This is a genomic window from Streptococcus mitis, from assembly GCF_946190065.1.
Classification (GTDB): domain Bacteria; phylum Bacillota; class Bacilli; order Lactobacillales; family Streptococcaceae; genus Streptococcus; species Streptococcus mitis_DE.
The window spans coordinates 15,011-28,650 of the sequence record NZ_CAMHZD010000001.1; the positions used below are offsets into that span (position 1 = coordinate 15,011).

The 13,640-nt window shown below is 39.3% G+C and carries 13 protein-coding genes and 1 tRNA gene; 13 read left to right on the forward strand and 1 reads right to left on the reverse strand.

Annotated features, from left to right (window positions below):
- Window positions 1-10 precede the first annotated feature (10 nt).
- The 13 genes from OCF96_RS00075 to ftsY all read left to right on the forward strand — a co-directional run bounded on the left by OCF96_RS00075 (window position 11) and on the right by ftsY (window position 11,986).
- Window positions 11-601, forward strand: coding sequence for a hypothetical protein (locus OCF96_RS00075; RefSeq protein WP_049538576.1), 591 nt, complete (start codon window positions 11-13; stop codon window positions 599-601).
- Window positions 602-724: 123 nt separating this feature from the next.
- Window positions 725-1,543, forward strand: a complete 819-nt coding sequence (locus tag OCF96_RS00080; protein WP_261444577.1) for a ParA family protein — start codon at window positions 725-727, stop codon at window positions 1,541-1,543.
- The gene (locus OCF96_RS00085) at window positions 1,540-1,812 is read left to right on the forward strand and encodes a hypothetical protein (RefSeq protein WP_044021364.1); all 273 of its coding nucleotides are present in this window, start codon (window positions 1,540-1,542) and stop codon (window positions 1,810-1,812) included. Before OCF96_RS00080 ends, OCF96_RS00085 begins: the two co-directional genes overlap by 4 nt.
- 26 nt (window positions 1,813-1,838) lie before the next feature.
- On the forward strand, window positions 1,839-2,033 hold the full coding sequence (locus OCF96_RS00090) for a hypothetical protein (protein WP_261444578.1): 195 nt from the start codon (window positions 1,839-1,841) through the stop codon (window positions 2,031-2,033).
- The gene (locus tag OCF96_RS00095; RefSeq protein WP_261444579.1) at window positions 2,033-2,413 is read left to right on the forward strand and encodes a replication initiator protein A; all 381 of its coding nucleotides are present in this window, start codon (window positions 2,033-2,035) and stop codon (window positions 2,411-2,413) included. The genes OCF96_RS00090 and OCF96_RS00095 overlap by 1 nt, the downstream gene beginning before the upstream one ends.
- A 20-nt stretch (window positions 2,414-2,433) precedes the next feature.
- Window positions 2,434-2,760: a hypothetical protein gene (locus OCF96_RS00100; protein ID WP_261040121.1), complete on the forward strand. Its 327-nt coding sequence runs from the start codon at window positions 2,434-2,436 to the stop codon at window positions 2,758-2,760.
- Window positions 2,761-2,869: 109 nt separating this feature from the next.
- Window positions 2,870-4,207 (forward strand): ISLre2 family transposase, encoded by a 1,338-nt coding sequence (locus OCF96_RS00105; protein ID WP_261444580.1) that lies wholly within the window; start codon window positions 2,870-2,872, stop codon window positions 4,205-4,207.
- Window positions 4,208-4,601: 394 nt separating this feature from the next.
- A tRNA-Arg gene (locus OCF96_RS00110) sits at window positions 4,602-4,673 on the forward strand.
- 182 nt (window positions 4,674-4,855) lie between these two features.
- Window positions 4,856-5,554: a ribonuclease III gene (gene rnc, locus OCF96_RS00115; RefSeq protein ID WP_000661487.1), complete on the forward strand. Its 699-nt coding sequence runs from the start codon at window positions 4,856-4,858 to the stop codon at window positions 5,552-5,554.
- The gene (gene smc, locus OCF96_RS00120; RefSeq protein ID WP_261444581.1) at window positions 5,545-9,084 is read left to right on the forward strand and encodes a chromosome segregation protein SMC; all 3,540 of its coding nucleotides are present in this window, start codon (window positions 5,545-5,547) and stop codon (window positions 9,082-9,084) included. Before rnc ends, smc begins: the two co-directional genes overlap by 10 nt.
- Window positions 9,081-9,875, forward strand: a complete 795-nt coding sequence (locus OCF96_RS00125; RefSeq protein WP_261444582.1) for a Cof-type HAD-IIB family hydrolase — start codon at window positions 9,081-9,083, stop codon at window positions 9,873-9,875. Before smc ends, OCF96_RS00125 begins: the two co-directional genes overlap by 4 nt.
- Window positions 9,875-10,693 carry a Cof-type HAD-IIB family hydrolase gene (locus OCF96_RS00130; RefSeq protein WP_261444583.1) on the forward strand — a complete coding sequence of 273 codons (819 nt, stop codon included), beginning with the start codon at window positions 9,875-9,877 and terminating at the stop codon, window positions 10,691-10,693. The genes OCF96_RS00125 and OCF96_RS00130 overlap by 1 nt, the downstream gene beginning before the upstream one ends.
- Window positions 10,694-10,696: 3 nt before the next feature.
- On the forward strand, window positions 10,697-11,986 hold the full coding sequence (gene ftsY / locus OCF96_RS00135) for a signal recognition particle-docking protein FtsY (RefSeq protein ID WP_261444584.1): 1,290 nt from the start codon (window positions 10,697-10,699) through the stop codon (window positions 11,984-11,986).
- 45 nt (window positions 11,987-12,031) lie between these two features.
- Here ftsY and zwf read toward each other — a convergent pair whose 3' ends face one another.
- Complete coding sequence (gene zwf, locus OCF96_RS00140; RefSeq protein WP_261036595.1) at window positions 12,032-13,519, reverse strand: glucose-6-phosphate dehydrogenase; 1,488 nt, start codon at window positions 13,517-13,519, stop codon at window positions 12,032-12,034.
- Window positions 13,520-13,640 lie beyond the last annotated feature (121 nt).

The following is a 13,640-nucleotide window of genomic DNA, read 5'->3' on the forward strand; positions in this document are numbered from 1 at the left end:
AGTATATAAGATGATTGATTGGATAAAGGAGAATATGGTTGTATCGATTGTAGTAGGTATTCTATTGGTTTTGGCAGGAATAGGGATTGTATCGAGTTTCAGGCCATCTCAACAAACTAAAATAGAAGAAGCTGCCCAGGTGAGTTCTTCAGGAACCACTCAAAACGAGCCGTCTTCCAAAGAGGAAACAGCAGACGAGAAGAATTATCGGACAGCTAAGTTAAAACTAGAACGCCCCTATGCAGAGGCAAGCTCAGAAGACAAAAAAGAAGTGTTAAAAGCCTTTGAAGAAGCAGTAGCAGATATAAAAAAGACGAATTTTCTTCCAAATGTCAAGGGAACAATCGAGAATCATTTATCTATGACACAGAATGCGATGGTTCAAACCTTTGCGATGGCTATTCTAACGAATCAGTATGATTTTCAACCTAAACAATTAGAAGTGATGCCGACAGAATCAGAGGACGTTATTCAATTTTTAGTTGTCTTGACTAAAGGTGGGGAAGAGAATAGCTATTTCATTGGTAATTTCAATACTACAGTTCAACAAATCCAACTAAAAGCCTATGTTGGTGGGAATATAGGCGGTACATATGGCTAAAAAGTTGCACAAAAAGTTATATAACTTTTTGTGCTTTTATATTGACAAATAAAGTTGTTTTAGATATAATTAAGTATATAAAAAGTTATATAACAAAATATACAATTATCCAAGGAGGGAATCATGAAGATTCAGACAACAAACTTAGGTAAAGGTGGCGGTGGTAAGACTACAGATACCTTTAATGAAGGGGATTGGTTGGCACGTGTTAAGGGGCTTAGAACATTACTCATTGATGGAGCTTGGGAATGCAATTTGACAAGAACATTTGATGTAAAATACGAGAAAACCGTCTATGATATATTTACGACTGGAGAGTACGAAATTGTTCCAATATCAGAAAATCTCAGTTTGATTTGTGGTGATGAGCGTTTGACAGATGAGCAGTTAGATCTGGCTAGTCGAAACAACAAATATCTCCAGTTGTTTATGTGGTTTGGCGAACATTACGAGGAGTTAGAAGCACAATTTGATGTCATTCTAATTGATACGCATAATGACGAGAGCCTAGTTACGGCTAATTTTATAGCCGTATCAGATATTGTCTTAGCTGTTTCTGATGCCTCTCTTAATGGTTTTCGTGCCTGGTTATCTTTGAAAAATTTTGTAGACTTCATCAAGAGCGAAGCTATCGAAGTCATTACTAAGAAAAGCTATGTTAAAGCAGAACCTTATCTTATTGGAAATAAGATTGAGTACTTTGGAAACAATGTAACAGACACCTGTAAACAATTTTTAGAAGTTGTTGAAGAAGATTCGGCTTACCTAGGTTCTATCCAGAAAAAAGAGCTCATGGCCAAGAGTCTTGTGATCAGTCAGAGTGTCTTTGAGCAGCATGAAGAGATGACAGCTAACCAAAAAGAGACACATCAAAAGTTTTATGATAATATAAACTACGTATATGAAAATATTTTGAGTGTGTTAGAAGGAGAGGTAGCATGACAGAGAATCGATTCGCACAAGTAAAACAAACATTCCAGAGTACACCAAAGAGAGAAAAGACTCCTTCGTCTAGGAAACAAAATCAGGAGGCTAGAAAGTCTCCTGAAAGCTATAATAAAAAGCAAAGATATCCATTCTCTTTACATCATAATGTTCGATATGATATGTTAGATGCTTTAGTAGAGTATCATGGTGAGAAATCAGCTTCATCTTATATCGAGAAGATGATTATAAGAGAATGGGAAAAGATGCAGAAAAAAATTAAGTAATGAGATATCGGAAAGGATGATTTTTTATGATAGATTTTAGTAAAGAAATAAAGAAGAAAAATGATAATGACGATGAAGATCCACAATCAGGGAGAGATTATCTTCATGATATGAAGAAAAACAAAAAAATAAAGGACGAGGAGCTTCTTAGAAAGTTGCACGAGGCAGAGTCTAATATCTCCAGTTCAGATGAAAAATCACTTGAAATGGAGAAAGAATAATGAAATACTTATCAAATTTATCAGATATTCCAGAATTTTCTTCAGCAGCAACAGATTCAGGACAATTCTTTATTCCTCGTCCAATAATGGACAATCCACAGTTCAATGATTTGAAGAGTAGTGGAATTTTTCTCTACATGCTTTTATTAAATCGTTTAAGAGCTGCAGTTGACTTTGAATTAAAAGGATATGATGAAAATGGAAATACTTTTGTATGTTACCCTATAGAGGAGCTAATGGAGGCTCTTCAATCAGATAAAAGTAAAGTGATTTCTTTGAAAAAGAAGCTAAAGAATCATGGTTTAATTGAAGAAATCCGCCAAGGATCCAATCTACCCAATAGAATTTACCTAACAGATGAGATTTTAAAATATTACTGATAAAGTAGGAGGAATCTATAATGATTTTCGTTGATGTTAAAAGACTTGTTCAGCTCTTCTTTATTTTTCTAGGAGCTATAGCTGTATATATGTTCTATAAGACATTTGGTCTTAGTATGGTGTTTATAATTGTTTTAGGGTTGGCTGTTTTAAAATTCGCTCCAGCTTTCCTTCCAGTTGTATTATTATTGTATTTTGGGCTTCACTTTACAGGTGACTTTTCCTTTATTGCAGATGGGATTGTGACAATTTTATGGAGTATCATTTTGATTCCGATGGCTATATTCACTATTGACATGAGCAAATCCTATTTTAGTAAAAAAGAGAAACCCTGGTATGACAAGTAAGAGTTTATCTGAAAAGATAGGCTCTTTTTTTGTCAGAACAAAGGATTATTTGAACATTCAGGTCAAAATTTATTAAAATAAGCGTAATTTTAATAAGGGAGGATTCTGAATGACTTTCTTTGATGAGAGAGAACTAAAAAATCAATTGCTGTTTCAAAATGCAAAAGAATTTTATAACTTTGTTTCTAGGTATGATGAGGAGATGATTCCAGTCATGAAAGCAAAGGGGTATACCTGTATTCATTCAATGGAGCGAACCGTCGCTTTTACATTTGGTGAGTTTACTTTCAGAAGAAGACGTTGGAAAAAGGGAGATCATTGGGTCATTCCAGTAGATGAAAAGTTGGGGCTTCAGAAGAACGTCCGCTTCTCCTGGGAATTTATGTATCAGGTGGCCAAATTATCTACTTTAATGCCATATGATAAAGTAACTCAGGTGATCCAATTGACTTATCACATCTCTATCACAAAACCAATTGTAGTAAAAGCTGTAAAAATTTGTGAGAAGTTATTGGAGGAAAGAGAAGCCTATCGCTATTACGAAGAGGGTAAAGAAGTTAGCAAAAGAAAAGCCCAGGTTATTTATATTGAGGGTGATGGTGTGATGGTTAAAGCACGTGACTCACAGAAGGATAATAAACATTATGATTTATCCCATTTTGTAGTCCATACAGGAAGCCAGAAAGTTGGCAGCAATCGATTTGAACTCCAGGACAAAAAAGAATTTATTGGCCTTGACAACCGCTTAGTGAGGGAGCAGGTAATCGATTATCTATTCAATAATTACGAAGTTACGGATCAGACTTTATTGATTACGAACTCTGATGGAGGTCATGGATATACACCCTATGTTTTCAAAGAAATTGCGAAGGTTTTGCGAATTAAACGACACGAACATTTTTGGGATGAGTACCATGTAAATAAGGAGTTGAAGAATTATTTAAAATTTTACTCTGAAGATCTATTAGAGAGAGCTTTCCAGGCGATTAAGCAACATGATAAGCAGTTGATGAGAACTGTTCTGGATACGACTGAAAGTTATATCGAAACAGAAGAAGAACAAGAGTCATTTGAGAGGTTCAAGAGTAAAATATTGAGAAATTTCCAATACACTAAACCAGCCGAACAAAGAGGATTCAGTCATGCAGGAATAGGGATAATGGAGAGTCAGCATCGTAAGGTCACTTATAGAATGAAAAAAAGAGGAATGTACTGGACACTTGCTGGAGCTGAAACGATGAGTCGGATAATTGTTTTGAATTATGAGGATTCTTTGAGGGAACTATTCTTTGGTAACTGGAGAGAAGATTATGAAAAATTTATTTCTTTAGAGGAAGTTTCTGCTTATACCATTAAAAAAAGAATGAGTAAAACGGAAAAAGAAAATACATCTAGATATCAATGTTACCCTGATAGTAAAAGATTATCTTACTTCCGAAAACAATAAAAATATATAATAAAGTATATAAAAAGTTATATAACAATAACCTTTGTAAAAAAAGGTCTTTTTGTGCTACAATCAAACATAAAATACTTGCACGGTATGTAAAAATGTGTTATAATTTACTTAAATTAATCGAATAAAAAAAGACGAAAAGTGCGCTAACACTTCTCGCCTTACCGAGTAAGAACTCACCCTTCTTACTCAGTCTTTAATTAATGATACCTGATAACTGTATCAATGTCAAGACTGAGCAAGAAATTTGTTCAGTCTTTTTTTAAAACTCGGTGATGTTCTCCTAGAAAATTATGAATTTAGGCGTTCTAAAAAATTCTACCGCATACCTCACTAGAAAAAAACTTGTTATTAGAGCAAATTTCTGTTATAATAAAACAAGTTTCCACCCTTAGTGTAATGGATATCACGTAAGATTCCGGTTCTTGAGATGGGGGTTCGATTCCCTCAGGGTGGATGTAAATAGCCTAAAAAAGCCTTTAATAGGTTTTTTTCTTTACACCGTCTCAAATTTGCACCTAAAACTGAAAATCTATTTTTAAAGAATATCCAAATCCCCTCCAGTCCCGTTTTAAAGTGACTCAGGATGCTTTTTTTGATATAATAAAAAGGACTGTTATCAGTTAGAAAGAGGTTGGTATGAAAGAATTACAAACTGTACTAAAGAACCATTTTGCAATCGAATTTGCAGATAAAAATTTACTGGAGACTGCCTTTACTCATACGAGTTATGCCAATGAGCACCGCCTCTTAAAAATTTCACACAATGAACGCTTGGAATTTTTAGGAGACGCTGTTCTACAGTTATTGATTTCAGAATATCTGTATAAAAAATATCCTAAAAAACCTGAGGGTGACTTGTCTAAACTCCGTGCTATGATTGTCCGTGAGGAGAGTTTGGCTGGTTTTGCGCGTGATTGCCAGTTTGATCAGTTTATCAAACTGGGTAAGGGGGAAGAGAAGTCTGGTGGGCGCAATCGTGATACCATTCTTGGTGATGCCTTTGAAGCCTTTCTTGGTGCCCTCCTTTTGGACAAGGATGTGGCCAAGGTTAAGGAATTTATCTATCAAGTCATGATTCCTAAGGTTGAAGCAGGCGAGTTTGAGATGATTACAGACTACAAAACCCATCTCCAAGAGTTACTTCAGGTCAATGGGGATGTGGCTATTCGTTATCAGGTGATTTCTGAAACGGGTCCTGCCCACGATAAGGTTTTTGATGTAGAAGTTCTTGTTGAAGGTAAGAGCATTGGTCAAGGTCAAGGTCGTTCTAAGAAATTAGCAGAGCAGGAAGCTGCCAAAAATGCCGTTGAGAAAGGGCTGGATTCATGTATTTAAAGGAAATCGAAATTCAGGGATTCAAGTCTTTTGCTGATAAGACCAAGGTCGTCTTTGACCAAGGTGTGACGGCAGTCGTTGGACCCAATGGTTCTGGAAAGTCGAATATTACAGAAAGTCTGCGTTGGGCCTTGGGAGAGTCTAGTGTCAAGAGTCTCCGTGGGGGCAAGATGCCGGATGTTATTTTTGCTGGAACTGAAAGTCGCAAACCGCTCAATTATGCTTCTGTAGTTGTGACTCTGGATAATAATGACGGATTTATCAAGGATGCAGGCCAAGAAATTAGGGTGGAACGCCATATCTATCGTAGTGGAGATAGCGAATACAAGATTGACGGCAAGAAAGTGCGTCTGCGTGATATTCATGACCTCTTCTTGGATACTGGATTGGGACGAGATTCCTTCTCCATTATTTCCCAAGGGAAGGTTGAGGAGATTTTTAATTCCAAGCCTGAAGAACGCCGAGCTATTTTTGAAGAAGCTGCTGGAGTTTTAAAATACAAGACTCGCAGAAAAGAAACTGAGAGCAAACTACAACAAACTCAGGATAATCTAGACCGCTTAGAGGATATTATTTACGAGTTGGATAATCAAATCAAGCCTCTTGAGAAGCAAGCTGAAAATGCCCGTAAGTTTCTAGATTTGGAAGGTCAACGCAAGGCTATTTATTTAGACGTTTTAGTTGCTCAAATCAAGGAAAATAAGGCTGAACTAGAGTTGACAGAAGAAGAGTTAGCACAGGTTCAGGAACTCTTGACGAGCTACTACCAAAAGCGTGAAAAATTAGAAGAAGAAAATCAAACTCTTAAAAAGCAACGTCAAGATTTACAGGCTGAAATGGCCAAAGACCAAGGCAGTTTGATGGATTTGACCAGTCTGATTAGTGATTTAGAGAGAAAATTAGCCCTATCGAAATTAGAATCTGAGCAAGTAGCCCTCAATCAACAGGAAGCACAAGCCCGTTTGGCTGCTTTGGAGGATAAGAGAAATTCTCTCAGCAAAGAAAAAACTGATAAGGAAAACTCTTTAGCACTTTTAGAGGAAAATCTAATCCAAAATAATCAAAAACTCAATTGTTTAGAAGCTGAATTGCTGGCTTTTTCAGATAATCCTGACCAGATGATTGAGCTCTTGCGTGAACGTTTTGTAGCACTTTTACAGGAAGAAGCCGATGTCTCAAACCAGTTGACCCGTATCGAAAACGAGTTGGAAAATAGTCGTCAGCTTTCTCAAAAACAAGCAGATCAACTAGAAAAGCTCAAAGAACAACTGACTACAGCTAAAGAGAAGGCTAGTCATCAAAAAGAAGAGCTTAAAACGGCCAAGGAGCAGGTTCAGAAATTATTGGCTGACTATCAAGTCTGTGCCAAGGAACAAGAGGAGCAGAAAACTTCCTATCAAGCTCAACAAAGCCAACTCTTTGACCGTCTGGATAGTCTCAAAAACAAGCAGGCTAGAGCCCAAAGTTTGGAAAATATCCTGAGAAATCATAGCAACTTTTATGCAGGTGTTAAGAGTGTTCTCCAAGAAAAAGACCGCCTTGGTGGGATTATTGGGGCAGTTAGTGAGCACCTGACCTTTGATGTGCATTATCAAACTGCCCTTGAGATTGCGCTTGGTGCAAGCAGTCAGCACATCATTGTAGAAGATGAGAACGCGGCGACTAAGGCCATTGATTTCCTCAAACGAAACAGAGCAGGTCGTGCAACCTTCCTTCCGTTGACGACTATCAAGGCGCGTACGATTTCTAGTCAGAACCAAGATGCTATTGCTGCAAGCCCAGGTTTCCTTGGGATGGCAGATGAGCTGGTTACTTTTGATATTAGACTGGAAGCCATTTTCAAGAACTTGCTAGCAACAACAGCTATTTTTGATACAGTAGAACATGCGCGTGCAGCCGCGCGCCAAGTTCGTTATCAGGTCCGTATGGTGACATTGGATGGGACAGAACTTCGTACAGGTGGTTCCTATGCAGGTGGAGCCAATCGTCAGAACAACAGCATTTTCATCAAGCCAGAGTTGGAACAATTGCAAAAAGAAATTGCTGAAGAAGAAGTAAGTCTTCGTTCAGAAGAAACCGCTTTGCAGACCTTGCAAGATGAGATGGCTAGATTGACAGAAAGTTTAGAAGCCATCAAATCTCAAGGAGAGCAGGCACGTATTCAGGAGCAAGCCTTGTCCCTCGCTTATCAGCAGACCAGTCAACAAGTTGAAGAGCTAGAAACTCTTTTGAAACTCCAAGAAGAGGAATTAGATCGTCTTTCTGAGGGAGATTGGCAAGCAGATAAGGAAAAATGCCAAGAGCGCCTCACTACTATCTCCAGCGACAAGCAAAATCTGGAAGCTGAGATTGAAGAGATTAAGTCTAACAAAAACGCCATTCAAGAACGCTATCAAAACTTGCAGGAAGAGGTAGCGCAGGCTCGCTTGCTTAAGACAGAACTGCAAGGGAAAAAACGTTATGAAGTGGCTGACATTGACCGTTTAGGCAAGGAATTGGACAATCTGAATATCGAGCAAGAGGAAATTCAGCGCCTTCTCCAAGAAAAAGTTGACAATCTTGAGAAGGTTGATACAGAATTGCTCAGTCAACAGGTAGAAGAAGCCAAAACTCAGAAAACAAACCTCCAACAAGGTTTGATTCGCAAGCAGTTTGAGTTGGATGATATTGAAGGTCAACTGGATGATATTGCTAGTCATTTGGATCAGGCTCGCCAGCAGAATGAGGAGTGGATTCGCAAGCAAACACGTGCTGAAGCTAAGAAAGAAAAGGTCAGCGAGCGCTTGCGCCATCTACAAAGCCAATTAACAGACCAGTATCAGATTAGCTATACTGAAGCACTAGAAAAGGCACATGAATTGGAAAACCTCAATCTGGCAGAGCAAGAGGTGCAGGATTTAGAGAAAGCTATTCGCTCACTGGGTCCTGTCAATTTGGATGCTATTGACCAGTACGAAGAAGTTCACAATCGTCTGGATTTTCTAAATAGCCAACGAGATGATATTTTGTCAGCGAAAAATCTGCTCCTTGAGACCATTACAGAGATGAATGATGAGGTTAAGGAACGCTTTAAATCAACCTTTGAGGCTATTCGTGAGTCCTTTAAAGTGACCTTCAAACAGATGTTTGGCGGAGGTCAGGCAGATTTGATTTTGACGGAAGGAGACTTGCTGACAGCTGGGGTTGAGATTTCTGTCCAACCACCAGGTAAGAAAATTCAGTCTCTAAACCTTATGAGTGGTGGGGAAAAAGCCTTGTCGGCTCTAGCTTTGCTTTTTTCTATCATTCGAGTTAAGACTATCCCATTTGTCATCTTGGATGAGGTGGAAGCTGCGCTGGATGAAGCCAATGTAAAACGTTTTGGGGATTACCTCAACCGCTTTGACAAGGACAGCCAGTTTATCGTTGTGACCCACCGTAAGGGAACTATGGCGGCGGCTGATTCCATCTATGGAGTGACCATGCAGGAATCGGGTGTCTCAAAAATTGTTTCGGTTAAGTTAAAAGATTTAGAAAGTATTGAAGGATGACAATTAAACTAGTAGCAACAGATATGGATGGAACTTTTCTAGATGGGGATGGGCGCTTTGATATGGACCGCCTCAAGTCTCTCTTGGTTTCCTATAAGGAAAAAGGGATTTACTTTGCAGTGGCTTCGGGGCGCGGATTTCTATCTTTAGAAAAATTATTTGCAGATGTTCGTGATAATATTATTTTCATTGCGGAAAATGGCAGTTTAGTCGAATATCAAGGTCAAGACTTGTATGAAGCGACCATGTCTCGTGAGTTTTATTTGACGACTTTTGAAAAGCTGAAAACGTCACCTTATGTAGATATCAATAAATTGCTCTTGACGGGAAAAAAAGGCTCTTATGTGCTAGATACGGTTGATGAGACCTATTTAAAAGTGAGTCAGCACTATAATGAAAATATTCAAAAAGTAGCGAGTTTGGAAGATATCACAGATGACATTTTCAAATTTACAACCAACTTCACAGAAGAAACTCTGGAAGCTGGGGAAGCTTGGGTAAACGAAAATGTTCCTGGTGTTAAGGCCATGACAACTGGCTTTGAATCCATTGATATTGTTCTGGACTATGTCGATAAGGGTGTGGCTATTGTTGAATTAACTAAAAAACTTGGTATCACAATGGATCAGGTTATGGCTTTTGGAGACAATCTAAATGACCTGCATATGATGCAGCTTGTGGGACATCCTGTAGCTCCTGAAAATGCACGACCAGAAATTTTAGAATTAGCAGAGACTGTGATTGGTCACCATAAGGACCAGTCGGTTATAGCTTATATGGAGGGCTTATAATGGCAGATATAAAATTGATTGCATTGGACTTGGATGGGACCTTGCTGACTACTGATAAAAAGCTGACGGATCGTACTAAGGCAACCTTGAAAGCAGCGCGTGATCGTGGTATTAAGGTTGTATTGACAACTGGTCGTCCCTTAAAAGCTATGGATTTCTTCCTCCATGAGCTGGGGACTGACGGCCACGAAGATGAGTATACCATTACCTTTAATGGTGGTTTAGTACAGAAAAATACAGGTGAAATCCTTGATAAGACAGTCTTTTCATATGATGATGTGGCACGCTTGTATGAGGAAACAGAGAAATTATCACTGCCTCTTGATGCCATCTCAGAAGGAACTGTTTATCAAATCCAATCTGACCAAGAAAGTCTTTATGCCAAATTTAATCCAGCTTTGACTTTTGTTCCAGTGGACTTTGAAGACTTGTCTAGTCAAATGACTTATAATAAATGCGTGACTGCCTTTGCTCAAGAACCCTTGGATGCAGCTATTCAGAAGATTTCTCCAGAATTGTTTGACCAATATGAAATCTTTAAATCACGTGAAATGTTGCTAGAGTGGTCACCAAAGAATGTTCATAAAGCAACAGGTTTGGCAAAACTAATCAGCCATCTTGGAATCAACCAAAGTCAAGTTATGGCCTGTGGTGACGAGGCCAATGACCTCTCTATGATTGAATGGGCAGGGCTCGGTGTTGCCATGCAAAATGCTGTTCCTGAAGTCAAGGCAGTCGCAAATGTAGTGACTCCAATGACCAATGATGAAGAAGCTGTTGCCTGGGCTATCGAAGAATATGTGCTAAAGGAGAACTAAGATATGGGATTATTTGACCGTCTATTTGGAAAAAAAGAAGAACCTAAAATCGAAGAAGTTGTAAAAGAAGCTCTGGAAAATCTTGATTTATCTGAAGATTTTGAATCTTCTCTTACAGAAGCTGAGGAAGTTCCTCAAGAAGAAGCAGAAGTTGAAATTGTTGAACAAGCTGTGCTCCAAGAAGAGGAAATCCAAGACACAGTTGAAGAAAGTACGGATTCAGAGCCAGCTGTAGAGGTTTATCAAGAAGAAATAGAAGAATTGCCAAACTCAGAAGAAGTCTCAGAGGAAGAGAATCCTGAGCTCTCAGAGACTGTAGAAGAAAATAATTCTGAAGTGCTTGAAGCAGAAAGGCCTCAGGTAGAAGAAACCGTTCAGGAAAAATATGACCGCAGTCTTAAGAAAACTCGTACAGGCTTCGGTGCTCGCTTGAATGCCTTCTTTGCTAATTTCCGCTCTGTTGACGAAGAATTCTTCGAGGAATTGGAAGAACTGCTGATTATGAGTGACGTTGGTGTCCAAGTCGCTTCTAACTTAACCGAGGAGCTACGCTACGAAGCCAAGCTTGAAAACGCCAAGAAACCAGACGCACTTCGCCGTGTCATCATTGAGAAATTGGTTGAGCTTTATGAAAAGGATGGTAACTACGATGAACACATCCACTTCCAAGATGGCTTGACCGTCATGCTCTTTGTTGGTGTGAATGGTGTTGGGAAAACAACCTCTATCGGGAAACTAGCCCACCGCTACAAACAAGCAGGTAAAAAGGTCATGCTGGTTGCGGCAGATACCTTCCGTGCAGGGGCGGTAGCTCAGTTAGCTGAATGGGGGCGACGAGTAGATGTTCCAGTAGTGACTGGACCTGAGAAAGCTGACCCAGCCAGTGTGGTCTTTGATGGAATGGAACGTGCCGTGGCTGAAGGTATTGATATTCTCATGATTGATACCGCTGGTCGTCTGCAAAATAAGGATAACCTTATGGCCGAGCTAGAAAAGATTGGTCGTATTATCAAACGTGTTGTGCCCGAAGCTCCGCATGAAACCTTCTTGGCACTTGATGCATCAACAGGTCAAAATGCCTTGGTACAGGCCAAAGAATTTTCGAAAATTACTCCTTTGACAGGAATTGTCTTGACTAAGATTGATGGAACTGCTCGAGGTGGTGTTGTTCTAGCCATCCGTGAAGAACTCAATATTCCTGTAAAATTGATTGGATTTGGTGAAAAAATCGATGATATTGGAGAGTTTAACTCAGAAAACTTTATGAAAGGTCTCTTGGAAGGCTTAATCTAATCCGAAGCAAAAATCCTGCAAGGTACAAACTTGCAGGAAATTTTTTTATTCTAAACGACCATCTTGACGATAGGCGATATCTGGTTGCCAAGTCCATTTAGCACCAAATTTTTCAAGTAAGTCAAAGCTGGCTTGAGGTCCCATGCTTCCAGCTTTATAGTCATGAAGTGGGGCACCATTTTCAGCCCAGAGCTCTTCGATACGGTCAATCAATTTCCATGATGCACCAACTTCATCCCAGTGGCTAAAGTTAGTTGAGTTGTTATTTAAGACATCATAAATCAATTTCTCGTATGGTTCTGGAGAAGCACCAGTTGCGGTCGCATCTGTACGGTAATCAAGTGAGTTAGGGGCCAAGTTGAATTCTTCTCCTACTTGCTTTCCATTTAGGCTAAGAGAGAAGCCTTCTGTTGGTTGGATATAGATGGTCAAAATGTTTGGAGCAAGTGGTTCTCCAAAGATAGAGTCCATTTGCTTAAAGACGATGTTGACATGAGTTCCTTTTTCAGTCAGACGTTTACCAGTACGGAAGAAGAAAGGAACACCACGGAAGCGATCGCTGTCTACAAAGAAGGCACCAGATGCAAAGGTTTCAGTTGTTGATTCTGGATTTACATTTGGCTCGCTACGATAAGAGATGTATTTCATGCCATCAATCTTACCAGAGCGGTATTGACCACGGATAAAGTGTTCTTTAAGTTCTTCATCGGTTGGATGATAGAGGTTTTTAAAGACCTTAATCTTTTCAGCACGAATCTCGTCCTTTGTGAAGCTTGCTGGCTTGTCCATAGCAAGGAGGGAAAGCAGTTGAAGAGTGTGATTCTGTACCATGTCGCGGAGGGCACCAGATTGGTCATAGTAGCCACCGCGTTCTTCTACGCCTAAGCGCTCCGCAAAGGTAATTTGAACATTGTCGATAAAGTCTTTGTTCCAAACGTTTTCAAAAATCAGGTTTGCAAATCGAACTGCAAAGATACTTTGGATCATTTCCTTACCAAGATAATGGTCGATACGGAAAATTTGTTCTTCGTCAAATGTTGCTAGGAGTTCGTCATTCAACTTGCTTGCGCTTGCGTAATCTGTACCAAATGGTTTCTCAACGATTAAACGCTCAAAACCTTTACCGTCTACAATGTTTTCAGACTTGAGGTGTTTGGCAATGGTTCCAAAGAACTGAGGTGCCATAGACAAGAAGAAGAGCTTGTTGTGTTCCGCTTGGTACTTGTCATTTAGTTCAGCCTGCAATTGACGCAAAGCAATGTAGTGTTCTGTATCATTGACATCATGACTTTGATAGTAGAAGTGGCTAGCGAACTCTTGAGCTTGTTCAGTACTATCTGCCAAATCAAGGATCGATTCGACAACAACAGATTCAAAATATTCCTTGCTCCAAGGACGACGGGCAGTTCCAATAACTGCAAAGTGCTCGGAAAGATTGCCGGATTTATATAGTCTAAAAAGGGAAGGGTAGAGCTTGCGTTTAGCCAGGTCTCCACTCGCACCGAAAATTGTAACAATAACCTTAGATGACATCTAGCTACCTAATTTCTATTTTTATTCCTAGTCTTGCTAGGTATGAGGAAACCTCATTTCATAAACTTAATTCTAACATAATTTTCCGAAAAATCAAAAAATCCAATACGAGATAGAAAAA